We start from the raw sequence: 24,971 nt of genomic DNA on the forward strand, positions 1-24,971 counted from the left end.
CGGGGCTGCTGCGCCCCCTGACGAGCTCGCGAGCTCGCTCATCGCTGCACGGGTGCGCCGACGTCACCGACCGGGTTGGTGCCCCCCTTGACCAGCCCGTGGCCGTTCTGGCCGGCCGCGGTGGCCCCGTGGCCGTTGGCCCCGTTCGCCTGGGCGGCCTGCTCGGCCGGGGTCAGCACCGGCGGCTGGTCCGACGGCGTGCGCTTGCCGAAGCCGTTGTAGGGCGCCAGCGCCGGGCGCTTGGTGACCGGCGCGCAGATGCGGTCCATGTCCTCGCGGGACAGCGTCTCCTTCTCGATCAGCTCGAGGACGAGCTGGTCGAGCACCGCCCGGTACTCCACGAGGATCTCCCACGCCTCGTCGTGCGCGGCCTCGATGAGGGCGCGGACCTCGGCGTCGATGTCGGCGGCGACGGCCTCGGAGTAGTCCGGCCGCGAGCCCATGTCCCGGCCGAGGAACGGCTCGGAGTCGGTGCTGCCGTACTTCACCGCGCCGAGCTTGGCGCTCATGCCGTACTGGGTGACCATCGCGCGGGCCATCGAGGTGGCCTTCTCGATGTCGTTGCCGGCGCCGGTGGTCGGCTCGTGGAAGACCAGTTCCTCCGCCGCGCGCCCGCCCAGGGCGTAGGCCAGGGTGTCGATCATCTCCGACCGGGTCTGGGTGTACTTGTCCTCGGTCGGCAGCACGAGCGTGTGCCCGAGCGAGCGGCCGCGCGGCAGGATCGTCACCTTGTGCACCGGGTCCAGGTTGGGCAGCGCGTGCGCCACGAGGGCGTGCCCGCCCTCGTGGTAGGCGGTGACCTTCTTCTCCTTGTCGCTCATCGCCCGCGTCTTGCGCTCGGGGCCGGCGATGACGCGGTCGATCGCCTCCTCGACGGTGGCGTCGGTGACGACCGAGTTGCCCTGGCGGGCGGTGAGCAGCGCGGCCTCGTTGAGCACGTTGGCCAGGTCCGCGCCGGTGAAGCCGGGGGTGCGGCGGGCGACGGTCGCGAGGTCGACGTCGGGGGCGAGCGGCTTGCCCTTGGCGTGCACCTCGAGGATCCGCTTGCGGCCCTCCAGGTCGGGCCGGTCGACGGCGATCTGCCGGTCGAAGCGGCCCGGGCGCAGCAGCGCGGGGTCGAGGATGTCCGGCCGGTTGGTGGCGGCGATCATGATGACGCCGCCCTTGACGTCGAAGCCGTCCATCTCGACGAGCATCTGGTTGAGCGTCTGCTCGCGCTCGTCGTGGCCGCCGCCCATGCCGGCGCCGCGGTGGCGGCCGACGGCGTCGATCTCGTCGACGAAGATGATCGCCGGCGCGTTCTGCTTGGCCTGCTCGAACAGGTCGCGGACCCGGCTGGCGCCGACGCCGACGAACATCTCGACGAAGTCCGACCCGGAGATCGAGAAGAACGGCACGCCGGCCTCACCGGCCACCGCGCGCGCCAGCAGCGTCTTGCCGGTGCCGGGCGGGCCGAACAGCAGCACGCCCTTGGGGATCTTGGCGCCGACGGCCTGGAACTTGACCGGGTTGGCGAGGAAGTCCTTGATCTCCTGCAGTTCCTCGATGGCCTCGTCGGCGCCGGCGACGTCGGCGAACGTCGTCTTCGGCATGTCCTTGCTGACCGTCTTGGCCTTGGACTTGCCGAAGGCCATGACGCCGCGGCCGCCGCCCTGCATGGAGTTGAACAGCCAGAACAGCAGCAGCAGGAGGATGAGGAAGGGCAGGAAGCTGATCAGGACGCTGACGAAGACGTTGTCCTGCGTGACGTTCGTGGTGAAGTCGACGCCGTCACCGGTGCTCTGGCCGTTCGCGTCGATCCCGGAGACCAGGGCGAAGACGTCGTCGGAGGCCCCGATCGGGTACGACGCGCTGATCTGGTCGTTGCCGTCGACGGCGCGGGTCAGGTCGAGGTCGAGGGTCTGTTCCTTGTCGTTGATCGTGACCGACTCGACGTTGCCCTGCTCGATCTGCTCCAGCGCGACCGAGGTCTTCACCTGCTCGTAGCTGGAGCCGCCGCCGAGGAAGGTGGAGAGTCCGAGGGCCACCAGGACGACGAGGACGACCCAGAACCACACGGAGCGGAAGATCTTCTTGCGTTCCATACACCGATGCCGGGCGGCCGGGGGGCTCCGACCTGGCCCGTCGACCCTCCTGATCGCGTCCGGTGACGCTCCGCGCGACCCGGGCGGGCACCCTGGCGCTCGGTCCAGCGTCGTTGCGGTCGACGGTACACCGGGGAGGCTGCACGTCCCCTGTGTGCGAGCTGCCCGGCTGCTGTGCCCTCCCCCGTCCAGGGGACCCCGCCCGCCGGGGCGGTGTCGTGCCCGAGTGGGGCCCGGAGGGCTCCGCGAGGGGTGCGACGGGTGGGCTCGGCGCAGGCCGGGACGGCTCCTGGCCGCGGTGTCGTGCCCGAGTGGGGCCCGGAGGGCTCCGCGAGGGGTGCGACGGGTGGGCTCGGCGCAGGCCGGGACGGCTCCTGGCCGCGGTGTCGTGCCCGAGTGGGGCCCGGAGGGCTCCGCGAGGGGTGCGACGGGTGGGCTCGGCGCAGGCCGGGGACGGCTCCTGGCCGCGGTGCGGTCCGGTAGGACCGCAGTTACGACGCGTAGACCTCGGGCTTGAGCGTCCCGATGTAGGGGAGGTCGCGGTAGCGCTCGGCGTAGTCGAGGCCGTAGCCGACGACGAACTCGTTGGGGATGTCGAAGCCGACGTAGCGCACCGGCACCTCGACCTTGATCGCGTCGGGCTTGCGCAGCAGTGCGCACACCTCCAGCGAGGCGGGCCGGCGGCTGCCCAGGTTCTTGAGCAGCCAGGACAGGGTCAACCCGGAGTCGATGATGTCCTCGAGCACGAGCACGTCCATGCCGGAGATGTCCCGGTCGAGGTCCTTGAGGATGCGCACGACCCCCGAGGAGCTGGTGGAGCTGCCGTAGGAGGAGACGGCCATGAACTCCATCTGGGTGGGCAGCCGCAACGCCCGGGCGAAGTCGCTCATGAACAGCACCGCGCCCTTGAGGACGCCGACGAGCAGGACCTCCCGGCCCTCGTAGTCCCGCGCGATCTGATCGGCCAGCTCGGTGATCTTGTCCTGGATCTGCTGCTCGGACAGCAGCACGTGGTCGATGTCGGGGCCGTAGCCGTGGTCGGGCCCCAGTTCGACAGGGGTCGACGCGGTCTCGCTCACGGGGCCTGCTCCTCGGGGTCGGGGGCGGTTCCGGCCCTCCCGCCCCGGGAGCCGGCGGGCCGCAGCACCAGCCTGCCAGACGCCCGGAGCGCCTCCGCACCGCCCGGGAGGGCCACCGGCCCCTGCCCGCGCCAGCCGGTGAGCAGCGCGTCGACGGCGGCCAGGTGCACCGCCTGCAGGTCGCCGACCCCCGCCCCGCGCAGCCAGCCGCGCAGCACCCGGCGGCGCAGCGCGGCCGGCAGCCGCGCCAGGTCCGGCACCGGCAGGCCGTCCGGCCCGGCGAGCCGGGCGAGGTGGTCGCCGGCCAGCGCGTCGAGGGCGTCGAGGTCCTCGCGCAGCAGGTCCGCCGTCCGGGCGAGGGCCGGGGCGACGCCGCCGCCGAGGACCTCCTCCAGCAGCGGCAGCACCTCGGCGCGCAGCCGGGCGCGGCGGTAGGCCGGGTCGGTGTTCCACGGGTCGTCCCAGACCGGCAGGCCCAGGGCGGCGCAGGCGGCGCGGGTGGTGGCCCGGCGGACGCCGAGCAGGGGCCGCCAGAACGGCGGGCGCTCGGCCACCATCCCGGCCACCGAGCGCGGGCCCGAGCCGCGGCCCAGCCCGAGCAGCACGGTCTCGGCCTGGTCGTCGAGGGTGTGGCCGAGGGCGATCCGCGCGCCGCGCTCCCGCGCGCACCGGGCCAGGGCCGCGTAGCGGGCGGCGCGGGCCGCGGCCTCGGGGCCGCCGTCGGTCCCCACCTCGACCGGGACGACCAGGACCGGGTCCAGCCCCGTCCCGCGCAGCAGGCCGGCGGTGTCCCGCGCCCGCTGCGCCGAGCCCGGCTGCAGGCCGTGGTCGACGGTCACCGCGCCCGCGGGCACCCCGGCGCGCGGCGCCTCGAAGGCGACCGCGGCGGCCAGCGCGAGGGAGTCCGCTCCCCCGCTGACGGCGACCAGCACCGGCTGCCCGGACGCCCGCAGGCCCGGCCGGACGGCGCCGCGGACCTGCGCGACCGGGACCGGCGGGCCGCTCACCGCGCCCCGGCGGTCAGGCGGTCACGGCCGGGCGGCCGTGCACCCGCTCGACCCACCGGGCGGGGTCGGTGAGCTCCTCGACCAGCGGCAGGGTCTCGGGCCCGGTCCACACCCGGTTGAAACCCTCCATGCCGACGAGGTCCACGACACCGCCGACGAAGGTCCGCCCGTCGGCGTACTGCTTCATCTTCTGCTCCAGGCCCAGCAGCCGGCGCAGCACGCGGTCGAGCGGGCCGCGGCCCTTGCGGCGCTGCGCGAAGCGCTTGCGCAGCGTGCGGACCGAGGGCACGACGTCGGGACCGACGCCGTCCATCACGAACTCGGCGTGCCCCTCGACCAGGCTCATCACGGCGGTGACCCGGTCGAGGACGGCGCGCTGCTCGGGGTCGCGCACCAGCGCCATCAGCCCCTGGGAGCCCTCGTCGCCGTCCCCGCCGCGGACGGCGTCGGCGATCCCGCGGACCAGGTCGGACATCCGGTCGCGCAGCGCGTCGGGGCTGAGGTCGGTGGCCTCGACGAACTCGGCGATCTGCGCCTCGAGGTGGTCGCGCAGCCACGGGAAGGCGGTGAACTGCAGCTGGTGGGTGACCTCGTGCAGGCACACCCACATGCGGAAGTCGGTCGGGTCCACGCCCAGCTTGCGCTCGGCGTCGACGACGTTCGGCGCCACCAGCAGCAGCCGCCCGCCGGTGCCGAACACCTCGTACTGGCCGAGGACGCGGGAGGACAGGAAGGCCAGCAGCCCGCCGGCCTGGACGCCGGTGGCGCGCGAGCCGATCGCGGTGGCGAGCGGCCCGGGCCGGTTCTCCGAGCGCTCGGTGAGCGCGGTGACCAGCGGGTCCAGCAGGGCGGCCATGCCGGTGGTGTTGGCGTCGATCCAGCCGGGCCGGTCGACGACGGCGACCTCCGGCACGGGGCCGCCCGCGACCGGGTGCAGCCCGGTCAGGCCCTCGACGTGGGCGACGGCGGCCGCTGCGGCCTCGTGCAGCTCGCGGACGACGGCGGCGGCCTCCTCCCGCGTGGTGGCGGGCCCGGGCCCGGCCAGGCGGCGGGCGGTGCGCCCGGCGAGCTCCCAGTCGACCAGTGCGCTGCTCGTCATCGCCTCACCGTACGCGCGGAGGCCGGGCGTCGGCCCCGTTCAGCGGCACCCGCAGGCGGCCAGGGCCGCGGCCACCGCGTCGAGCGCCGCCTCCTCGGGCCCGCCGCCGCCGGTGGTGCCGTTGGCCACCAGCGCGTAGGCCAGCAGCCGGCCGTCGGCGGTGACCACCGTGCCGGCGAGGCCGTGCACGCCGAGCAGCGTGCCGGTCTTGCCGCGCACCGCGCCGGGCGCGGTGGCCGGGTCGGCGTCGCCGCGGTCGGCGAGCGTGCCGTCGTAGCCGGCCACGGCCAGCCCGGAGACGACCGCCGACGCGCCGGGCAGGGAGCCGTCGGCGGCGCCGGTGACCACGTCGGCGAGCAGGTCGGGGGTGACCAGGTCCAGCCGGGACAGGCCGCTGCCGTCGTACAGCTCGACGTCGGGGGTGTCGAGGCCGGCGTCGGCCAGCGCCCCGGTGACCGCCTCCGCCGCGCCCTCGAAGGTGGGCGGCAGGCCGCGGGCCAGGGCGACGTGGCGGGCCAGGGAGTCGGCCAGCAGGTTGTCCGACTGCGACAGCGCCTGCTCGACCAGCCGCGCGACCGGTGCCGAGCGGACGCTGCCCAGGGTGGTGGCGCCGTCGGGGGCCTCGCCGAGCTCGACCGCCGCGCCGGGGGCGCCGAGCGCCTCGGCCAGCGCCCGCCCGGCGTCGGTGCCGGGCTGGCCGCTGCGGGCGTTCTCCCCCGGGACCACCCGCGCGCCGTCCACGGCGGCCGCGGTGACCGGGGCGGCGTAGCTCGAGGGGGCGTCCTCGGGCCCCCAGCCCTCCGCGGTCAGCGGCCCCTCGAACAGCGAGGTGTCGACGACGACCCGGCTCACCGTCGTGCCCGGCGGCAGCGCGGCCAGCACCTGGGCCGCGAGGTCCGCGACGGTGGCCGCGCCCGGGTAGGTGAGCGAGGGGGCGGTCGTGGACAGGGTCGGGTCACCGCCGCCGACGAGGACGACCTCGCCCGGGGCGGACCCGGCGACGACCGTCGTCCCGAGCGTGTCGTCGGGGTCCAGGGTGGTCAGCGCCGCGACGGAGGTCAGCAGCTTGGCCGTCGAGGCCGGGGTCACCTGGTCAGCGGCGCCCTGGTCGAACAGGGTCTCCCCCGTGGCGACGTCGACCACCTCGGCGTTCACCCCCCGGGCCAGCGCCGGGACCGACAGCAGCGGGCCCAGCTCCGCGGCGAGCGCGTCGGGGTCGGGCGCCGGGGCGTCGGAGGACAGCGCGGCGAGCACGGGCGCGGGGTCGCCGACGTCGGGCAGCACCGCGGCGGGCCCGGCGGCGTCCGGGGCGGCGTCGTCCCGGGTCAGGAACAGGACCCCGCCGACGACCAGCGCGGCCACCAGCAGGAGCGCCAGGGCGCCGATCAGCAGGCGCCGGCGCAGCCGCCGGTAGCTCGGCGTGACCGTCGTCGGACCGTTCGGCGCGATGCTGCCCACCCCCCGTACGAGACCCCGGGGCGGACCTGCGCCGGTGGGCCTGATACCGGTGGGCCACACTACGTGCCGTGCAGTTCGACGTGACGATCGAGATCCCCAAGGGCCAGCGCAACAAGTACGAGCTGGACCACGCCACCGGACGCATCCGGCTCGACCGGATGCTGTTCACCTCCACGCGGTACCCGGCCGACTACGGGTACATCGAGCACACCCTGGGTCAGGACGGCGACCCGCTCGACGCCCTCGTGCTGCTCGAGGAGCCGACCTTCCCCGGGTGCCTCATCACCTGCCGGGCCATCGGCATGTTCCGGATGACCGACGAGAAGGGCGGGGACGACAAGGTCCTCACCGTCCCGGCCACCGACCCCCGCATGGCCCACCTCCAGGACATCACCGACGTCTCGGAGTTCGACCGGCTGGAGATCCAGCACTTCTTCGAGACCTACAAGGACCTCGAGCCGGGCAAGTCGGTCGAGGGCGCCGAGTGGGTCGGCCGGGCCGAGGCCCAGGCCGAGATCGACGCCTCCATCAAGCGGGCCCAGGAGGCCGGCGGCCACTGACCGCCGCCCCGGGCGATCCACCGGCCCTCCGAGCGCACGACGGACGACGCACGGCGGTGCACCCCTCCACGGGGTGCACCGCCGTCGTCGTGTCAGCGCCTCGTGTCGTGCAGGACGAGGGTCAGGAACCCCAGCTCACCGCGGTAGCCCTCCAGCCACTGCCGCCGGTGCGCGCGGGCGGCCTCCAGGGCGGCGGCGCGGTCCTCCCCGGTCGCCTCGGTCAGCGCCCACTCGGTGACCGCGCCGGTCCAGCACCACTCGTACTCGTCCCACTCGGCGAGCGTGGACAGGTGGCCGTAGCCGGGCTCGAAGCCGGCGCGGGTGACCTCGGCCAGCAGCCCGGGCAGGTCCGGCAGCTCGCCGGGCTCGGCGCCGAGGCCGGCCAGCGCCGCCTCGCCGGGCCCGGCCTCCCAGAAGCCGTCGCCGAACAGCACCCGGCCGCCGGGGCGCAGGTGGCCGCGCACCGCGGCGAGGGTCCCGGCGGGCCCGCCGAAGGCGTGCGTGGCGCCGATGCAGACGACGACGTCGAACTGCCCGCCGCGCCAGGCCGCGGCGTCGGCCTGCACGAACTCGACCCGGCCGACCAGGCCACCGAGTGCGGCCCGGTCCCGGGCGGCGTCCAGGGCGGGGGCGGAGGTGTCGACGCCGACGCCGACCACGCCGGGGTGGGCGGCGACCAGCGGCAGCAGCCAGGCGCCGGAGCCACAGCCGAGGTCGAGCACCCGGCCGTCCTCGGGCGGGGCCATCCGGGCGACCAGCCGGGCGAGGGCGTCGTCGGAGACGGGGGCCGCGACCGGGTGCCAGCGGTGGGCGACGGCGCTGAGGAGGGCTCTGTCCACGCCGGCAGTCTGGCGCAGCCGCCGGGGTCAGATGAGGCCGCGGGAGCGCAGGTCGCGCAGCTCGGCGAACACCCGCCGGCGGATGAGGTCCTCGCGCTTCTCGCCCAGGCCCACGAAGCGCAGCGACAGCTCCGTGCGCTCGTCCTCGCGCGGGTGGCGCCGGACGATCTCGGCCTTGGCCGACACCCGGGTGCCGTCCAGGTCCACGGTGACCGGCAGGACCGCGCCGACCTCCAGGGCCGCTCCCACCTCCCGCTTGCCACCGAGGATGCAGCGCGTGCCGCCCTCGCTGAGGTCGACGGTGGTCCCCGACAGCAGGGTCTCGCCGGCGCCGAGCTCGACGGGCAGCGACAGCGGGGTGCGGACCGCGGACCGCCGCTGCCCCCGCGAGGCGGGGCCGACGACGCGGAGCCGCCAGGTCGGCGCGTCGCCGGTGCGGACCTCGGCGAGCTCGACCGGCAGGGAGCGCAGCTCCTCGGGCCCCCGCCAGATGAGCTCCATGCGCTCGCCCACGTCGAGGCGGACGCGGCGCCGCGAGGCGTCCTCCCCGACGCTGACGACGAGCTCGCCGCCCGTCGCCTCCTCGACGAAGCTGGTCAGCACGTCGTCCCGGCTGACCGCCTTCACGTCGAGCACGGCCCTGTCCTCGGGGTAGTCGACTCCCGGCGTCCCCATCGTCGTCCTCCTCGCTCGCCCGGTCACGCACGTGACGACGGGGGACCACCCGGTCCGCGGCAGGTCCTCGCGGTCACGTTCCCCAGCTGCATCGGCAGCGGGGACGCGGATCTCCAGTCGGGCGCACCCCGGGAGGTCACCCTCCCCCCGTCGGGGGAGGTGCCGGCGGGCACGCCACCGGCCTCAGCCGGGGACGGGCACCCGCGGCCGCGGCACGTCGGCCGGCAGGACCGGTCCGGTGTGCAGCCGCTCCGCCAGCTCCCCGGCCGGGGCGGGCCGGCCGACGAGGTACCCCTGCACCCGGTCGCACCCGAGGGCGGCGAGCCGGCGGACCTGCTCGGCGGTCTCGACCCCCTCGGCGACCACGCGCAGTCCGAGACCACGGCCGAGGCCGACGACCCCGGCCACGACCGGGCCGTCGCCGTCGGTCATCCCCGCCGTGAAGGAGCGGTCGATCTTGACCTCGGTGACCGGGAGCCGGCGCAGCTGGGCCAGGGAGGACCACCCGGTGCCGAAGTCGTCGACGGACACGCCGACACCGAGCCCGCGCAGGCGCGCGAGGTGCCCGTTGCGCACCGCAGCCTCCGACAGCACCTGGCTCTCGGTGACCTCCACCGTCAGCGCCCGGCTCGGCAGCCCGGTCTCCCGCAGGACCGCCTCGACCAGGTCGGCGAAGCCGGGGTCGGCGAGCTGGAGCGGGGACACGTTGACGGCCACGTCGAGGTCGAGCCCCTCGCACCGCCACCGCGCGACGGTGGCGCAGGCCTCGCGGAGCACGTGCGCGCCGATGTCCCCGATCAGGCCGCCGGCCTCGGCGAGGGGGACGAACACGTCCGGCGGGACGGAGCCGAGCTCGGGGTGCCGCCACCGGACCAGCGCCTCCACGGCCGCCACCCGCCCGCTGACCAGGTCGACCTGCGGCTGGTAGTGGACCTCGATCTCCGCGCGCGCCAGGGCGCCGTGCAGGTCGGTCTCCAGCCGCAGCTCGTGCGCGGAGGCGATCCGCGTGGTGCGGCCGCCGCGCAGCCGGGCCTTGGCCCGCTGCAGGTCCTCGGCGGCCCGGGCGACCAGCTCGCGGGCCGACTCCGCGGGCGCGTCCGCGGGGTCCGTCGCCGCCGTGCCGGTCACGAGGTCGACGAACACGTCCTCGCCCGCCACCGTCACCGGGGTCGTGACGGCCGCGGCGACCCGGTCGCCGAGTGCCGCGAGCCCCGTCGCCCCGACGCCCGGGAGGGCGACGGCGAACTGGTCACCGCTGTAGCGGGCCAGCACGTCGCCCTCGCGCAGCACCGACCGGAGCCGGTCGGCGACCTGCCGCAGCACCTCGTCGCCGGCCTCGTGCCCGAGGCTCTCGTTGACCCTGCTCAGCCGGCTGACGTCGCAGAACAGCACCGCGCAGCCGGCGGACCGGTCGCCGGGCGCCACGAGCTGCTGCAGGCGGGCCTCGAACGTCTCGCGGTTCGGCAGCCCGGTGAGGGCGTCGTGCGCGGCCTGCCACTCGACCTCACCGGCGAGCCGGCTGTTCTCCAGCGCGACGCCGGCGATGCCGGCGAGGCCCCAGAGACGTTCGACGAGCGTCTCGCCCAGCGTGGTGGGCGGCTCCCGGTGCACCCAGTGCGCCAGCACGATCCCGACGAACCGCTCGCCGACGGCGATCGGCACACCGGCCATCGCGCGGACCCCGAACTCCTCCAGGACGCCGCGCGCCCAGGGCGAGCCCGAGGCGTCGACGAGGAGCGGCCGGCCGTGGCGGACGATCTCGCACAGCTCCGGGCTCTGCGAGGTGTCGGTCGCGTAGCGGGCGACGCGGTCGGCCAGCTCGCCGCTCCAGCCGCTCGCCCCCGCGATCCGGACCGACTCACGGCCGGACTCCCACAGGGCGACCGCCGAGCGCTCGGCCGAGCAGAGCACCGGCACGGCCTCCGCGACCACCTGGGCGATCCGGTGCACGGACCCCTGGCCGGCCAGGGACCGCGCGACGGTCAGCAGCAGGCGGGCGGTCTCCTCGTGCTCCCGGGCCTCGGCGAGCAGGGCCGACGTCTGCAGGCCCACCGCCGCGTGCCGGGCGAAGGCCGCCAGCACCGCCTCGTCCTCGGGGAAGAACGCCTGCCCGGGCCACAGGACGGCGGCGAGGACGCCGTAGGCGCGGTCCGCCGCGGCCACCGGCACGGCCAGCACCTCGGCGTCCCCCACCCGCTGCAGACCCGGCTCGAGGACGGTGTCGCCGAGACGGTCCACGACCTCCGTGCCCAGACCACGGGTCCGGACGTGCCGTGCCCCGTCCGGCAGGCGGACGTCGAGCAGGTGGCCGGGGGCGTGCAGCGCCCGGTCCGCGCGGGACGTGACGCGGTCCAGGGTCTGCTCGACGTCGGCACCGCAGACCAGGTCACCGATGGCGTCCTGCAGGATCGCCAGCCGCTCGTCGGACAGGAGCGCCGCGTCCAGGTCGGGCCGGGCCGCGGGACGCCGGCGCCACGGCCGCCGGGAGGTCCTGCGCCGCGGCACCCAGCTGACCTCGTAGACGCACTCCGGGGCGCCGTCGACCTGGCAGGCCTCGTGCCGCACCTCCGCCGCGGGGAGCCCGAACACCACGGTCACCTGCCGGAGCATCCCGGTGTTGTAGTCGCAGTCGACCCGGTTCGGGACGTCCGGCGGCAGGACCCGCCACCCCACGCGAGCGGCGCCGGGGTCCGCGCCGAGGCAGCGGAAGACCGCAGCGGTGTCCAGCCGGGTGGACACCCGCGACACCGAGCGCAGCACGGCCTCCGGCGAGCCGAGGGCCCGGACCACCGCCCGGAACGGCGCGAGGGCCGGGTCCTGCAGGGCGGCCTCCCCGAGGCGCAGGCCGATCCCCGGGTCCCCGAGCTCGGCGGCCACCGCGTCCAGGAGCGCCGCCTTGACCCCGTAGGGCACCCGGCCGTGCAGGCCCTCGAGCTCCGCCCGCCGGTCGCCGAGCCCGGCCCGCGCCAGCACCCGGTCGACCGAGCCGTCACCTCCGAGGTCGGCGGCCAGCCGCAGGACCAGTCGGGTGGTGAGCGTGGACGTACCGGCGTCGTGGTGCATGGGTCCCCTCCTCCGGCGCCGCGTGGTACCGGGCGCCGACGGGAGAGGTATCGGCCGCTCCTGTTCCTCTTTGAGCCCGCGGCTCCCGGTCCCCCCTCGAAGGAGAGGGGTTCGGCCAGCCCGCGTCAGGCGCTGACGTAGGCCGCGAGGTGCTCGCCGGTGAGGGTGGACCGGGAGGCGACGAGGTCGGCGGGCGTGCCCTCGAAGACGACCCGGCCCCCGTCGTGGCCGGCCCCGGGACCGAGGTCGACGATCCAGTCGGCGTGCGCCATGACCGCCTGGTGGTGCTCGATGACGACCACCGACCGGCCGGAGTCGACGAGCCGGTCGAGGAGGGCGAGCAGGTTCTCGACGTCGGCGAGGTGCAGGCCGGTGGTCGGCTCGTCGAGGACGTAGACGGCCCCCTCGTCGGCCATCTGCGCGGCCAGCTTCAGCCGCTGCCGCTCGCCGCCGGACAGCGTGGTGAGCGGCTGGCCGAGGGTGAGGTAGCCGAGCCCGACGTCGGCGAGCCGGTCGAGCACCTTCGCCGCGGCGGGGGTGCGGGCCTCGCCGGAGCCGAAGAACTCCCGCGCCTCGGCGACCGGCATCGCGAGGACCTCGCTGATGTCCCTGCCGCCCAGGTGGTACTCGAGCACCGAGGCGTCGAACCGCCGGCCCTCGCACTGCTCGCAGGGGGTGGCGACGCCGGCCATCATCCCGAGGTCGGTGTAGACGACGCCCGCGCCGTTGCAGGTGGGGCAGGCGCCCGCGGAGTTGGCGCTGAACAGCGCGGGCTTGACGCCGTTGGCCTTGGCGAACGCCTTGCGGATCGGCTCCAGCAGCCCGGTGTAGGTGGCCGGGTTGCTCCGCCGCGAGCCGCGGATCGCGGTCTGGTCGACGGTCACCACGCCCTCCCGGCCCGCCACCGAGCCGTGGACCAGCGAGCTCTTCCCCGACCCGGCCACCCCGGTGACGACGACGAGCACGCCGAGCGGGATGTCGACGTCGACGCCCTGCAGGTTGTGCGTACGGGCGCCACGGACCTCGAGCGCGCCGGTCGGCGTGCGCACGGAGGTCTTGAGCGCGGCCCGGTCGTCGAGGTGCCGCCCGGTCAGCGTGCCGCTGGCCCGCAGGCCCTCGACGGTGCCCTCGAACACCACCTCACCGCCCGCGGTGCCGGCCCCGGGCCCGAGGTCGACCACGTGGTCGGCGATCGCGATGGCCTCCGGCTTGTGCTCGACGACGAGCACGGTGTTGCCCTTGTCCCGCAGCTGCAGCAGCAGGTCGTTCATCCGCTGGATGTCGTGCGGGTGCAGGCCGACGGTCGGCTCGTCGAAGACGTAGGTGACATCGGTGAGGGCGGAGCCGAGGTGGCGGATCATCTTGGTGCGCTGGGCCTCTCCGCCGGACAGCGTGCCCGCGGGGCGGTCGAGGGAGAGGTAGCCCAGCCCGATCTCGACGAAGGAGTCGAGCGTCTCGCGCAGCGCCGTGAGCAGCGGGGCCACCGAGGGCTCGTCGAGGTCGCGGACCCACGCGGCGAGGTCGCTGATCTGCATCGCGCAGAGGTCGGCGATGCTCGCCCCGCGGATCCTCGAGGACCGGGCGGCCTCGCTGAGCCGGGAGCCGCCGCACTCGGGGCAGGTCGTGAAGGTGATCGCCCGCTCCACGAAGGCGCGGACGTGCGGCTGCATCGCGTCGACGTCCTTGGACAGCATCGACTTCTGGATCTTGGGGATGACGCCCTCGTAGGTGAGGTTGATCCCCTCGACCTTGATCTTCGTCGGCTCGCTGTGGAGGAGCGTGTCCAGCTCCCGCTTCGTGAACTGTGCGATCGGCTTGTCCATGGGCAGCCCGGCGCCGGTGAAGATGCGGCCGTACCAGCCGTCCATGCTGTAGCCGGGGACGGTCAGCGCGCCCTCGTTGAGCGACTTGCGCTCGTCGTAGAGGGCGGACAGGTCGATGTCGTTGACCCGGCCCATGCCCTCGCAGCGCGGGCACATGCCGCCGGTGATGCTGAACTCGCGGCGCTCCTTGACCTCGCGCCCGCCCCGCTCGGTCCTCACCGCGCCGGCGCCGCTGATCGAGGCGACGTTGAAGGAGAACGCCTGGGGCCCGCCGACGTGCGGCCGCCCGAGCCGGCTGAACAGGATGCGCAGCATCGCGTTGGCGTCGGTGGCGGTGCCGACCGTGGAGCGCGGGTTGGCGCCCATCCGCTCCTGGTCGACGATGATCGCCGTCGTCAGGCCGTCGAGGACGTCCACGTCGGGCCGGGCCAGCGTGGGCATGAAGCCCTGCACGAAGGCGCTGTAGGTCTCGTTGATCAGCCGCTGGGACTCCGCGGCGATCGTGCCGAACACCAGCGAGCTCTTGCCCGAGCCGGAGACGCCGGTGAACACCGTCAGCCGGCGCTTCGGGAGCTCGACGCTCACGTCCTTGAGGTTGTTCTCCCGTGCGCCGTGCACGCGGATCAGGTCGTGGGCGTCGGCCGCGGGCGACCCGGACGCCTGCCGGTCGGTGCTGGTGGCGGTGCTCATCGTCTCTCCATCCGGTGGGCGCCTGCGTCGGCGGCGCTGTCGGTGTCTACCTGGTGGGGGTGACGGCCAGCACGGGACGACGCCCGTCCGGCGGACACCGGGCGGGCGTCGTGGACTCGGGACGGCGGGCGGCTCAGCCGGCCTCCTGGACGCGGACGAGGTTGCCCGCGGGGTCCCGGACGGCGAAGTCGCGGACGCCGTAGGGCTGCTGGGCCGGCTCCTGGACGACCTCGGCGTCGCCGGCCTGCAGCCGCTCGAAGGCGCCGTCGAGGTCCTTGGTGGCCAGGACGATGGAGGCGTAGGTGCCCTTGGCCATCATCTCGGTGATCGTGCGGCGCTCGTCGTCGGTGACGCCGGGGTCGGCCGCCGGCGGGTGCAGGACGATCGAGGTCGCGGGCTGGCCGGGCGGGCCCACGGTCAGCCAGCGCATCCCGCCGTACCCGACGTCGTTGCGGAGCTCGAAGCCGAGGGTGTCGCGGTAGAAGGCCAGCGAGGCCTCCGGGTCGTCGTGCGGGAGGAAGGTGTAGTGGATGGTCAGGTCCATGGCGGTCACGCTAGGGACGGCGTCCCCACCGGGGCTTCTCGATTCCTGACCGGTCGGGTGACCTGCTTGGCGACGCACGCCGGGATGCCCGCGGTGGACTCCGCCGCGAGGCGCCGGTAGGTGCTCGGCGGCATGCCGACCAGCTCGGTGAAGCGGGTGCTGAACGTGCCCAGCGACGAGCAGCCGACGGCGAAGCAGACCTCGGTGACGCTCAGGTCCCCGCGGCGCAGCAGTGCCATCGCCCGCTCGATGCGGCGGGTCATCAGGTACGAGTACGGCGACTCGCCGTAGGCGCGGCGGAACTCGCGGCTGAGGTGCCCGGCCGACACGTGCACGCCCCGGGCGAGCGCCTCGACGTCGAGCGGCTGGGCGTACTCCCGGTCGATCCGGTCGCGGACGCGACGCAGCCGCGCGAGGTCGCGCAACCTCTGTGCGTCGGCGGGTGCGCTGGCCACGGGCGGGATCGTGCCAGAGCGGACCGCCGATCCCCAGGGACGACGCAGCGGCCCTCCCCGAGGGGGAGGGCCGCTGGAGGGAGCCGCCTGTCGGAATCGAACCGACGACCTTCTCATTACGAGTGAGATGCTCTACCGACTGAGCTAAGGCGGCGGACGTGCGGCGTCCAGAGTACGACACCGGTCCGCCGCACCCGCGCAGGCCCGGCGGTCACCCCGTGGGCAGGCGCAGCGCCACGGTGAGCGCCTCGACGGCGACCTGCGGCTTCACGTTCTGCTCCAATGCGGTGCGGCAGGCCAGGACGGCGTCGATCCGGCGCAGCGCACCCTCGGCGCCGATCCGCCGGGCCAGCTCCTCGGCGTCGGCCCGCCGGTCGGGGTGGTCCAGCGGCAGCGGCTCTCCGGGCGCAGCTGCCAGTACCAGTGCGTCGCGGTAGAGCGCGGCGAGGTCCACCAGGGCGCGGTCGAACGAGTCCAGGCTGATGCGCCTCTCCCGCACCTTCTGCCGCTGCTCCAGCTCCTTCAGCTGCGTGGCGACACCACGGTTGGCCGCGGCGACGCCCGGGCCGCGCGCCCCGACCCCGAGGCTCGCCTTGAGCGCCTCCGTCTCCGCCTCGTTCAGGGCGCCGGTCGCAGCCGACGTCTCCTCCTTCGCCGCAGCGAGCAGGTCGTCCGCCGCGTTGAGGCAGGCAGCCAGGGAGACGAGCGAGAGCGGGATGTCGAGGACGGCCTTGCGGGACAGGCGGGCGCCCTCGTCCCGGGCGAGGCTCCGTGCCCGCCCGACGTGCCCACCGGACGCGGCTGCAGCCCACGCGGCCAGCGCCGGGTCGATCCCGTCGCGGCGCACCAGGACGTCAGCGACGGCGTCCACGGGCGGGGTGCGCAGTCCCAGTACGCGGCACCGGGACCGGATGGTGACCTTGACGTCCTCCGGGTGCAGGCTGGGCGCGCAGAGCATGACCACCGTCCGCGGCGGTGGCTCCTCGATCATCTTGAGCACCGCGTTGGCGGCGCTCTCGTTCATGCGGTCGGCGTCCTCGATGATGATCGTCTGCCAGCGCCCCTGGGACGGCGCCCGACCGGCCACCCGGACGAGTTCACGCGCCTCCTTGACGGTGATGACCACGCCCTCCGGGTTGATCACGGTGAGGTCCGCGTGTGTCCCGGCGAGGACCGTCCGACACTCGTGACAGGTGCCGTCGCCGCCCGCGGGGCACTGCAGCGCCGCGGCGAAGGCGCGCGCGGCCACCGAGCGGCCCGACCCGGGCGGCCCGGTGAACAGCCAGGCGTGGGTCATCGCGGCGGGCTGCGCGACGGCGGCCTTCAGCTCCGCGACCACCGCCGGCTGGCCGACGACCTCCGCCCAGACGCCGTCGGCCGCGGTCACGCCACCCTCCCCGGCATGAGCGCGGCGACCCGCTCGCGGACGGCCGTGGACAGCTCGTCGGCGGGGCGCTGCGCGTCGAGCACGAGGTAGCGCCCGGGCTCGGCGGCGGCGAGGTCGAGGAAGGTGGCGCGGACCCGCTCGTGGAACTCCACCGACTCCGACTCCAGCCGGTCGGCGGCGGCGCGGCCGCGGGCGCGCGCCAGGCCCGCCTCGGGCGGGAGGTCCAGGAGCACGGTGAGGTCGGGCACCAGGCCGCCGGTGGCCCAGGCCGACAGCCGCCGGACCTCGTCGAGGGCGAGCGCCCGGCCGGCGCCCTGGTAGGCCAGCGAGCTGTCCACGTAACGGTCGGTGACCACCACCTCGCCGGCCTCGAGCGCGGGGCGGACCACGGTGTCGACGTGGTGCGCGCGGTCGGCGGCGTAGAGCAGCGCCTCGGCCCGCGGGGACAGCCCGGCGCTGGCCGGGTCGAGCAGCAGCGCGCGGATGCGGGCGCCGGGCGGCGTGCCGCCGGGTTCGTGGGTCACCCGCGCCGGCACCTCGACCAGCCCGAGCCAGTCGAACAGCCGCCGGACCTGGGTGGACTTCCCGGCGCCCTCCCCACCCTCGAAGGCGACGAACAGGCCGCGGCCGGGCAGGCGACCAGAGGCGTCGATCGGGGGCTCCCGGGCTCGTGGAGGGTGGGCGTCGGCCGGTCCACGGTACCGGCCGGGGACGACGCTCCCGGGGTCCTACGGTCGGCGGGTGAGCGCCGCCTGGGACCCCGCCGCCTACCTCCGCCACGCCGGCGAGCGGGCGCGGCCGTTCGCCGACCTCCTGGCCCGGGTGGACGCGCGCGGACCGCGCGAGGTCGTCGACCTGGGCTGCGGCACCGGGGAGCCGGCCGCCTCGCTCGCGCGGCGCTGGCCCGGCGCGCGGGTGACCGGCGTCGACTCCTCCCCGGAGATGCTCGCCGCCGCGGCCGCGCACGCCGTCCCCGGGCGGGTGCGGTTCGTGCCGGGCGACGTCCGCGACTGGCGGCCGGACGGCCCGGTCGACGTCCTCGTCACGAACGCCGTCCTGCACTGGGTGCCCGGGCACGCGGACCTGCTCGCGCGGTGGGCCGGCGACCTCGCGCCGGGCGGGTGGCTGGCGCTGCAGGTGCCCGGCAACCACCGGGCGCCGACGCACCGGCTGCTGGCCGACCTGTGCACCGGGCCGCGGTGGGCGCCCCGCCTGGCCGCGGCCGCTCCCCCGCCCGACCCGGTGCTCGACCCGGCGGGCTACCTCGACGTCCTCACGACGGCGGGTCTGTCCGCCGACGTCTGGGAGACCACCTACCTGCACGTCCTGAGCGGCGCCGACCCGGTGCTGAGCTGGGTGCGCAGCACGGTGCTGCGGCCGGTGCTGGCGCTGCTCGACGACGCCGACGCCGCCGCGTTCACCGCCGAGTACGCCGCGGCGCTGCGGGCGGCCTACCCGGCGCGGCCGGACGGGACGACCGTGCTGCCCTTCCGCCGGGTGTTCGCGGTGGGCTCCCGGTCGGCAACTACTTGACCGGGTGGAAAGTAGTTGCCACCCTGTCGCGCACCCCGACCGAGGAGGCAGCCGTGCCCGCTCCCACGCCCGAGTCCGCCACCGCCCTGCTGGCCGAGGCCGACGCCGCGGCCGCCCGGGTGCGGCGGGAGGCGAGCCCTGCGGCGTCGGCGTTCCTGCTCACCCTCGGCTGCGCGAGCGCCGGGTTCTTCCTCGCCCAGCCGGTGGCCGGGTCCGAGCGCGGGGTCGGGGCGGCGGCGGTGGTCTACGCGCTGGCCGTGCTGGGCGCGGCGGCGGCGCTGCTGGCCGGCCGCGGCTCGGTGCGCGCCGGCTTCTCCACCCGCTTCGGCGTGGCCATGGGCGTCTGGGGCGCGGTGCTGGGCCTCGGGCTCGCGGTCGGGCTCACCGTGCCCGGGCTGGCCTCCGGCTGGGCGTGGTGGGCGCCGCTGGCGGTCGCCGTCGCGGCGCCGTGCCTGGTGGGTGCCTGGCGGGAGCGGCCGCGGTGACCGGGCACCCGCGGCACGCGCTCGACGAGGTGATCCACGCGCCGGTGCGGTTCTCGGTGGTGGCCACGCTGGCCGCGGCGGAGGAGGCGGAGTTCGGCTTCGTCCGCGACGGCGTGCAGGTCAGCGACTCGGTGCTGTCGAAGACGGTGGCCGTGCTGGAGCGGGCGGGCTACGTCGAGGTGCGCAAAGGCTACGTCGGCAAGCGGCCGCGGACCTGGCTGCGGCTGTCCGCGCGCGGCCGCGAGGCGTTCGCCGCCCACGTGGCGGCGCTGCGGGCGATCGCGGAGGGCCGGGCGCTCAACGCGGGCTGAGCCGGTAGGCGTCGGTGCGGTAGGGCAGCTCGAGGACGTCGCACCCGGCCGTGTCGGGGTGGCCGGCCAGCAGGTCGCGGAGGCCGCCGAGGAACGCGGCGCGGGCGTCCGGGGTCATCGTCGCGACGTAGCTGCGGGTGCCGATGCCGCCGACGACCTGCTCGGGGGTGACCCGCTGGACGACCCGCGACCGCGCGGTGGCGACGTCGGCGGGCAGCGCTGCGGCGAAGGCCGCCACGACGCCCTGGTCGGCCTCGTGGCCGCGGGCCTCGGTGGCGAGTGCGGCGCCGAGCGCGGCGACCCAGGGCACGGTCTCGTCGCGGGTGTTCCACACGAACCCGGCCACGCCGCCGGGCCGCAGCACCCGGCGCAGCTCCGCCGCGGCCGGCTCCGGGTCGAACCAGTGCGCGGCCTGACCCGCGACGACGGCGTCGACGCTCGCGTCGGCCAGCGGGATCGCCTCCGCGCCGCCGACCCGCGCCGGGACGCCGGGGTGCCGGGTCCGCAGCTGGGCGAGCATCTCCGCCGACGGGTCGACGGCGAGCACCTCGTGCCCGGCGGCGACGAGGACGTCGGTGAGCAGCCCGGTGCCGGCGCCCAGGTCGAGCACCCGCCGCGGCCGCCTGCCGAGCAGGAACGCCACCGCGTCGGCCGGGTAGCCCGGGCGCAGCGCGGCGTAGTCGGCGGCGACCGACCCGAACGACGTCCGCCGCTGCTGCCAGTCGGCGGCGTCGAGCGAGCCGGTCGCCGTCACGGTCAGCCGGCGGGGACGGCGTCGGACGGGGCCGCCTTCTCCGCCGTGGCCCCCTTGGCCGCCGTCTTCTTGGCCGCGGTCTTCTTGGCGGTGGCCTTGGTGGCCGCCGTCTTCTTGGCCGCCGTGGTCTTGGTCGCCGTGGTCTTGGTCGCCGCCGTCTTGGCCGCCGTCTTGGCCGCCGCCGTCTTGGTCGCCTTCCTGGCGGCCTTCTTCTTCGTGGCGGCGGGCCGGCTGCGGCGGTCGGCGAGCAGCTCGGCGGCGCGGTCGAGCGAGATGGTCTCGACGTCGTCGCCCTTGCGCAGGCTGGCGTTGGTCTCGCCGTCGGTGACGTAGGGACCGAACCGGCCCTCGCGGACGGTGATCTGGCCCTGGCTGACCGGGTCGGCGCCGAGCTCCTTGAGCGGCGCGGCCGCGGCCCGCCGTCCCCGCTGCTTGGGCTGGGCGAACACGGCCAGCGCCTCGTCGAGGGTGACGGTGAACAGCCGCTGCTCGTCCTCCAGCGACCGCGAGTCGCTGCCCTTCTTGAGGTAGGGCCCGTACCGGCCGTTGAGCGCCTGGATCTCCTCGCCGTCGGGGGCGGTGCCCACGGTGCGCGGCAGGGTCAGCAGCTGCAGCGCCTGCTCCAGGGTCACCGTCTCCGGGGACATGGACGCGAACAGGCTCGCCGTCCGCGGGCTGTCCTTGCTGCCCTCGGGGACCACGGTGGTGACGTAGGGGCCGTAGCGGCCGGCCTTGACCACGACGGGGTGCCCGGACTCGGGGTCGGTGCCCAGCTGCCGGTCGCCGGAGGGGGCGGCGAGCAGCTCGGCGACCTTCTCACTGGTGAGCTCGTCGGGCGGGAGGTCCTCGGGGAGGCTGACCCGGGGACCCTCCTCGCCGCCGGCCTGCAGATAGGGGCCGTAGCGGCCGACGCGGACCACGACCGGCTCGCCGGCCGGCCCGGTCGCCCGCAGCGGGATCGAGTTGACCCCGCGGGCGTCGATCTCCTCCAGCTGCTGGCCGATGACCTGCTTGAGCCCGCCGGAGGCCGCGATGCCGCCGGCATGCCGGCCCTCGCCGCCGAAGTAGAACTCGGTCAGCCAGTCGACCCGACCGAGCTCGCCGGCGGCGATCTCGTCGAGCTCGTTCTCCAGCGACGCGGTGAAGTCGTAGTCGACCAGCGCGGCGAAGTGCTGCTCGAGCAGGTTCACCACCGCGAAGGCGGTGAAGGAGGGCACCAGCGCGGCGCCCTTCTTCCACACGTACCCGCGGTCCTGGATGGTCTGCATGATCGACGCGTAGGTCGAGGGGCGGCCGATGCCCAGCTCCTCGAGCCGGGCGACCAGGCTGGGCTCGGTGTAGCGCGACGGAGGGGTCGTCGTGTGCCCCTTCGGCTCCAGCGACCGCGTGTCGAGCTGCTGGCCGCGCTCGACCCGGGGCAGCCGCCGCTCGGCGTCGTCGCTGCCGTGCTCGTCGTCGCCGTTGCCGGCGCCCTCGTCGCGGGACTCGACGTAGGCCCGCAGGAAGCCGGGGAAGGTGATCGTCCGGCCGCTGGCGGTGAACTCGACCCGCTCGTCGGTGCTGCTGCGCCCGGCCAGCCGGATGCTCACGGTCTGCCCGACGGCGTCGGCCATCTGCGAGGCGACGGTGCGCTGCCAGATCAGCTCGTAGAGGCGGAACTCGTCGCGGGCGAGCTGGCCGGCGAGCTGGCCGGGCGTGCGGAAGGAGTCGCCGGCGGGGCGGATCGCCTCGTGCGCCTCCTGTGCGCCCTTGGCCTTCTTGCTGTAGCGGCGGGCCTCGGCGGGGACGTAGGCGTCGCCGTAGAGCTCGCGGGCCTGGGTGCGGGCGGCGTTGATCGCCTCGGTGGAGAGGTTGGTCGAGTCGGTCCGCATGTAGGTGATGTGGCCGTTCTCGTACAGCCGCTGGGCCACCCGCATGACCTGCGCCGAGGACCAGCCGAGCTTGCGGCCGGCCTCCATCTGCAGCGTGGAGGTGGTGAACGGCGCGTAGGGACGGCGCCGGTAGGGCTTCTCGTCGACCCGGCTGACCGTGACCTGGCGGCCCTCGAGCCGGGCGGCCAGGCCCCGGGCGCCGGCCTCGTCGAGGTGGACGACGTCGCCGGTCACCTGCCCGGTGGCGGGGTCGAAGTCGCGGCCGGTGGCCACGCGGCTGTCGTCGACGCTGACCAGGCGGGCGCGCAGCGTCGTCGGCTCGCCCGCGTCCGCGCCGGTGCGGCCGGGGACGGCGAAGACGCCGTCGAGGGACCAGTAGTCGGCGGCGGTGAACGCCATCCGCTCGCGCTCCCGCTCGACGACGATGCGGGTGGCCACCGACTGGACGCGGCCGGCCGACAGCCGGGGCAGGACCTTCTTCCACAGGACCGGGCTGACCTCGTAGCCGTAGAGCCGGTCGAGGATGCGGCGGGTCTCCTGCGCGTCCACCAGCGCGGTGTCCAGCTCGCGGGGGTTGGCCACGGCGCGGGCGATGGCCTCGGGGGTGATCTCGTGGAACACCATGCGGCGGACCGGGACCCGCGGCTTGAGGGTGTCGACCAGGTGCCAGGCGATGGCCTCGCCCTCGCGGTCCTCGTCTGTCGCGAGATAGACCTCGCTGGCGTCCTTGACCAGCTGCTTGAGCCGGCTGACCTGCTGCTTCCGGTCGGGGCTGATGACGTAGAGCGGCTCGAAGGCGTTGTCGACGTCGACGCCGAGGCGGGCCCACGGGGCGCCCTTGTGCTCGGCCGGGACGTCGGCGGCGTTGCGCGGGAGGTCGCGGATGTGCCCGACGCTGGCCTCCACGACGTAGCCGTTGCCGAGGTAGCCGGCGATCTTCCCGGCCTTGGTCGGGGACTCCACGATGACCAGCGGGCGGCCGCCCCCGGCAGCAGCGGTCCGGCGGCGGGCGGGCGTGCTCGTGCCGCCGGCGGTCGTGGCGGCGGTCTGGCCGTTCTTCGCGGTCTTCGTGGGCACGGTGCTCCTGTCGGGTGGTGCTGGTCGCGGCAGCGCGGTACGCGGTCTCGTCGTCACGCGGTGCGCCCCCTCGGCGGGCCACGGTAGGCCACGACGCCGGAACACGACCGGTCGGCGACTGCGCGCGGGCGCGCCGTCACCGCCTCCAACGGTGCAGCGGCGCGGCTGTTCCCCGCCTCCCCCGCCCGGGTCCCGGCCGGTCAGTCACCCTGCTGCGCACCCGAGACCACCTCCCCGATCCCCGCGAGGGTCGGCCGGCCGGGGTCGAGGTACCAGGTGTGCCAGGTGTCCCAGTCGGCCGGCAGCGGGGTCGCCCCGAAGTCGTCGTCGCCGGTGTTCGTGCCGTGGACGTCCAGCGGCCAGGTGACGAGGTCCAGGGCCGGCGAGGCTTCGTGGACCTCCTCCACCTCCAGGTCCGACGCCGGGCCGTCCATCCCGGGACTGCCGAGGAGGACCACCGCGTCGGCCGCGAGCCGACCGGGCTCCTCCGCGGCCCGGTCGACCACGACGGTCCCGTAGCTGTGTGCGACGACGGTGACCCGGGGCGGCTCCCCGCCCCGGAGGGGGTCGGCCGCCCGCGCCGCCGCCAGCCCGGCCAGGTCGCCGGCCAGGGCCCTCCCACCGGTCCCCGCCCGCCCCTCCACCCACGCCGTCGGGAACACGACGCCGCCCGGCGGGCGGTAGCCCAGCCAGGCGACCGTGGCCACCGAGGCGGCGGGGGCTGCGGCGCGGGCCGCGTCGGCGACCGCCCGGGCGTCGGCGCCCAGACCGCCGAGGTCCTCGACGTCGTTGCCCACGCCCGGCACGTACACCCCGACGTCGTCGGCGGTGTCGAGGTCGCCGTGGACGACGGCCGCCAGGTGGTCGTTGAGGTCGAGGGACCACAGCTGCACCGGGCGGCCGGCCGCCTCCTCGCGCTCGAGCTCGGCCGCCACCGCCCGCGCGGTCTCCTCGGTGTCCTCGGACGGGTCGGCCAGGGCTCTCTCGAGCACCAGCCGGTTCGCCCGGTCCCGCGCCCACGCCGGCAGGCCGTCCAGGTTCCCGACGAGCCGGGGATCGACGAGGGTGACCAGCTCGCGCGCCCGGGTGGACAGCCCCGCCCACCAGGCCGCCACCGACTCCGGCGACGTCCCCCGCACCGGCAGGCAGGACGGCACCCAGACCCCGTCCGCGGCCACGGCCGCCGCGAGGCCGGCGTAGTCCGGGGGCACGACGCCCCCGGCCGTCCCGACCGTGCCCAGCGGCGCGGCCGAGTCGGCCGCGCAGGCGGCGGCCCGGGCCGCGGCGCGGAGGGCGTCGGCCGCCAGCCCGGCGACCCGCTCGGCCGCGGCGGCCTGCTCGGCGATCGCGTCGTAGTGGCCGGCCAGCGCCTCCGGTGTCGCGCCGGCCGGCGGTGCGGCCGGCGCCGGGACGACGACGCCGCCGGCCTCGTCCACCGTGACGCCGCGGGCGGCGGCCTCGGCCAGCGCCTGCTCCGCCAGGTCCTGCGCGGTGCGCGCCTCCCGGGCGGTGTCCTGGAGCCGGTCCAGCGACGCGCCCAGGGCAGCGGTCACCGCCGTGACGACGGCGGACACCTCCCCCAGCGCTCCCGCCGCGGCCTGCCCCGCGTCCCCGGACCAGCACTCGGCGGCGGCCAGGGCGCGGGCGACCGCCTCCGTCCGGGCGCGCCACCGCGGCAGCCGCTCGGTCACCGCCTCGAGCGTCCAGACGGCGCCGTCGAGCAGCGGGACGTCCCACGCGGCGACGGCCGTGAGGCCCGGGGCGCTCACCGGGCGCCCGCGGGCAGCGCCGCCCGCGCCGCCAGCAGCCGGTCGGAGACCGTGGCGTCGGCCAGCCGGTAGGACCGCACCGCGCCGAGCAGCGCGGTGGCCGCGGCGTCGGCCCCCGTGGCGAGGTCGGCGACGAGCACGGCCCACAGCCGCCCGGTCGTCCCGGCCTGCTCGGACACCTCCCCCGCCGCCGCCGTCGCCAGCGACACCGCGGTCGAGGTGCACAGGTCGGCGTCGGAGGACAGCTCGGCGGCCAGGGCGGCGAGTTCCTCACCGAGCGCCTGGACGGCCTCGAGCTGGACGGCGATGGTGGCGGACAACGGCCCTCCCGGCGTCGGCGCCGGACCCCGGGTGGGTCCGGCGCCGCGGACGCTAGGACGGCCCCGCGCCGGGACCGGCCGCGTCGTC

21 protein-coding genes and 1 tRNA gene are annotated in these 24,971 nt (G+C 76.0%); 4 read left to right on the forward strand and 18 right to left on the reverse strand.

The window, feature by feature from the left end; genetic code table 11:
- Positions 1-38: 38 nt before the first annotated feature.
- The 5 genes from ftsH to dacB all read right to left on the reverse strand — a co-directional run bounded on the left by ftsH (position 39) and on the right by dacB (position 6,727).
- Positions 39-2,084: an ATP-dependent zinc metalloprotease FtsH gene (gene ftsH, locus ACI798_RS14105; protein WP_456942678.1), complete on the reverse strand. Its 2,046-nt coding sequence runs from the start codon at positions 2,082-2,084 to the stop codon at positions 39-41.
- 491 nt (positions 2,085-2,575) lie between these two features.
- A complete protein-coding gene (gene hpt, locus ACI798_RS14110; protein WP_456942080.1) occupies positions 2,576-3,163 on the reverse strand; it encodes a hypoxanthine phosphoribosyltransferase in 588 nt (195 codons plus the stop codon).
- Entirely contained in the window at positions 3,160-4,170 is a 1,011-nt protein-coding gene (gene tilS, locus ACI798_RS14115) for a tRNA lysidine(34) synthetase TilS (protein WP_456942081.1), read from the reverse strand. The genes hpt and tilS overlap by 4 nt, the downstream gene beginning before the upstream one ends.
- A gap of 13 nt (positions 4,171-4,183) precedes the next feature.
- Positions 4,184-5,269, reverse strand: a complete 1,086-nt coding sequence (locus tag ACI798_RS14120; protein ID WP_456942082.1) for a zinc-dependent metalloprotease — start codon at positions 5,267-5,269, stop codon at positions 4,184-4,186.
- A 39-nt stretch (positions 5,270-5,308) separates the two neighbouring features.
- Positions 5,309-6,727 carry a D-alanyl-D-alanine carboxypeptidase/D-alanyl-D-alanine endopeptidase gene (gene dacB, locus ACI798_RS14125; protein WP_456942083.1) on the reverse strand — a complete coding sequence of 473 codons (1,419 nt, stop codon included), beginning with the start codon at positions 6,725-6,727 and terminating at the stop codon, positions 5,309-5,311.
- A 68-nt stretch (positions 6,728-6,795) separates the two neighbouring features.
- On the opposite strand from dacB, the gene ACI798_RS14130 reads away from it, so the two are divergent.
- Positions 6,796-7,287, forward strand: a complete 492-nt coding sequence (locus ACI798_RS14130) for an inorganic diphosphatase (RefSeq protein ID WP_456942084.1) — start codon at positions 6,796-6,798, stop codon at positions 7,285-7,287.
- 92 nt (positions 7,288-7,379) lie between these two features.
- On the opposite strand, the gene ACI798_RS14135 is transcribed toward ACI798_RS14130, so the two are convergent.
- From ACI798_RS14135 to tmk, 9 genes are all read right to left on the reverse strand, one after another.
- Positions 7,380-8,126: an SAM-dependent methyltransferase gene (locus ACI798_RS14135; protein ID WP_456942085.1), complete on the reverse strand. Its 747-nt coding sequence runs from the start codon at positions 8,124-8,126 to the stop codon at positions 7,380-7,382.
- Positions 8,127-8,153: 27 nt separating this feature from the next.
- Positions 8,154-8,801, reverse strand: coding sequence for a flagellar brake protein (locus ACI798_RS14140; protein WP_456942086.1), 648 nt, complete (start codon positions 8,799-8,801; stop codon positions 8,154-8,156).
- 183 nt (positions 8,802-8,984) lie between these two features.
- Entirely contained in the window at positions 8,985-11,864 is a 2,880-nt protein-coding gene (locus ACI798_RS14145) for an EAL domain-containing protein (RefSeq protein WP_457048187.1), read from the reverse strand.
- A 125-nt stretch (positions 11,865-11,989) separates the two neighbouring features.
- Complete coding sequence (locus ACI798_RS14150) at positions 11,990-14,377, reverse strand: ATP-binding cassette domain-containing protein (RefSeq protein ID WP_457048188.1); 2,388 nt, start codon at positions 14,375-14,377, stop codon at positions 11,990-11,992.
- 133 nt (positions 14,378-14,510) lie between these two features.
- Positions 14,511-14,921 carry a VOC family protein gene (locus tag ACI798_RS14155; protein WP_456942089.1) on the reverse strand — a complete coding sequence of 137 codons (411 nt, stop codon included), beginning with the start codon at positions 14,919-14,921 and terminating at the stop codon, positions 14,511-14,513.
- 5 nt (positions 14,922-14,926) lie between these two features.
- Positions 14,927-15,376 (reverse strand): helix-turn-helix transcriptional regulator, encoded by a 450-nt coding sequence (locus ACI798_RS14160; protein WP_456942090.1) that lies wholly within the window; start codon positions 15,374-15,376, stop codon positions 14,927-14,929.
- Positions 15,377-15,457: 81 nt separating this feature from the next.
- Positions 15,458-15,530 (reverse strand) — tRNA-Thr (locus ACI798_RS14165).
- Positions 15,531-15,587: 57 nt separating this feature from the next.
- The gene (locus ACI798_RS14170; protein WP_456942091.1) at positions 15,588-16,763 is read right to left on the reverse strand and encodes a DNA polymerase III subunit delta'; all 1,176 of its coding nucleotides are present in this window, start codon (positions 16,761-16,763) and stop codon (positions 15,588-15,590) included.
- Positions 16,760-17,416 (reverse strand): dTMP kinase, encoded by a 657-nt coding sequence (tmk, locus tag ACI798_RS14175; protein ID WP_457048235.1) that lies wholly within the window; start codon positions 17,414-17,416, stop codon positions 16,760-16,762. The genes ACI798_RS14170 and tmk overlap by 4 nt, the downstream gene beginning before the upstream one ends.
- A gap of 88 nt (positions 17,417-17,504) precedes the next feature.
- On the opposite strand from tmk, the gene ACI798_RS14180 reads away from it, so the two are divergent.
- Genes ACI798_RS14180 through ACI798_RS14190 form a run of 3 tightly spaced genes read left to right on the forward strand, consistent with a single transcriptional unit; the run spans position 17,505 to position 19,092 of the window.
- On the forward strand, positions 17,505-18,296 hold the full coding sequence (locus ACI798_RS14180) for a trans-aconitate 2-methyltransferase (RefSeq protein ID WP_457048189.1): 792 nt from the start codon (positions 17,505-17,507) through the stop codon (positions 18,294-18,296).
- Positions 18,297-18,349: 53 nt separating this feature from the next.
- The gene (locus tag ACI798_RS14185; RefSeq protein ID WP_457048190.1) at positions 18,350-18,781 is read left to right on the forward strand and encodes a hypothetical protein; all 432 of its coding nucleotides are present in this window, start codon (positions 18,350-18,352) and stop codon (positions 18,779-18,781) included.
- Complete coding sequence (locus tag ACI798_RS14190; protein WP_457048191.1) at positions 18,778-19,092, forward strand: winged helix-turn-helix domain-containing protein; 315 nt, start codon at positions 18,778-18,780, stop codon at positions 19,090-19,092. Before ACI798_RS14185 ends, ACI798_RS14190 begins: the two co-directional genes overlap by 4 nt.
- Here the strand turns inward: ACI798_RS14190 and ACI798_RS14195 are convergent.
- From ACI798_RS14195 to ACI798_RS14210, 4 genes are all read right to left on the reverse strand, one after another.
- Positions 19,079-19,846 carry a class I SAM-dependent methyltransferase gene (locus tag ACI798_RS14195; protein WP_457048192.1) on the reverse strand — a complete coding sequence of 256 codons (768 nt, stop codon included), beginning with the start codon at positions 19,844-19,846 and terminating at the stop codon, positions 19,079-19,081. The two genes, ACI798_RS14190 and ACI798_RS14195, sit on opposite strands and share 14 nt — an antisense overlap.
- A 2-nt stretch (positions 19,847-19,848) precedes the next feature.
- Positions 19,849-22,794 (reverse strand): type I DNA topoisomerase, encoded by a 2,946-nt coding sequence (gene topA, locus ACI798_RS14200; protein WP_457048193.1) that lies wholly within the window; start codon positions 22,792-22,794, stop codon positions 19,849-19,851.
- A 200-nt stretch (positions 22,795-22,994) separates the two neighbouring features.
- Positions 22,995-24,563, reverse strand: a complete 1,569-nt coding sequence (locus ACI798_RS14205) for an alpha/beta hydrolase (RefSeq protein WP_457048194.1) — start codon at positions 24,561-24,563, stop codon at positions 22,995-22,997.
- Positions 24,560-24,883, reverse strand: coding sequence for a hypothetical protein (locus ACI798_RS14210; protein ID WP_457048195.1), 324 nt, complete (start codon positions 24,881-24,883; stop codon positions 24,560-24,562). Before ACI798_RS14210 ends, ACI798_RS14205 begins: the two co-directional genes overlap by 4 nt.
- Positions 24,884-24,971 lie beyond the last annotated feature (88 nt).

This window comes from Geodermatophilus sp. SYSU D01045 (assembly GCF_054050295.1).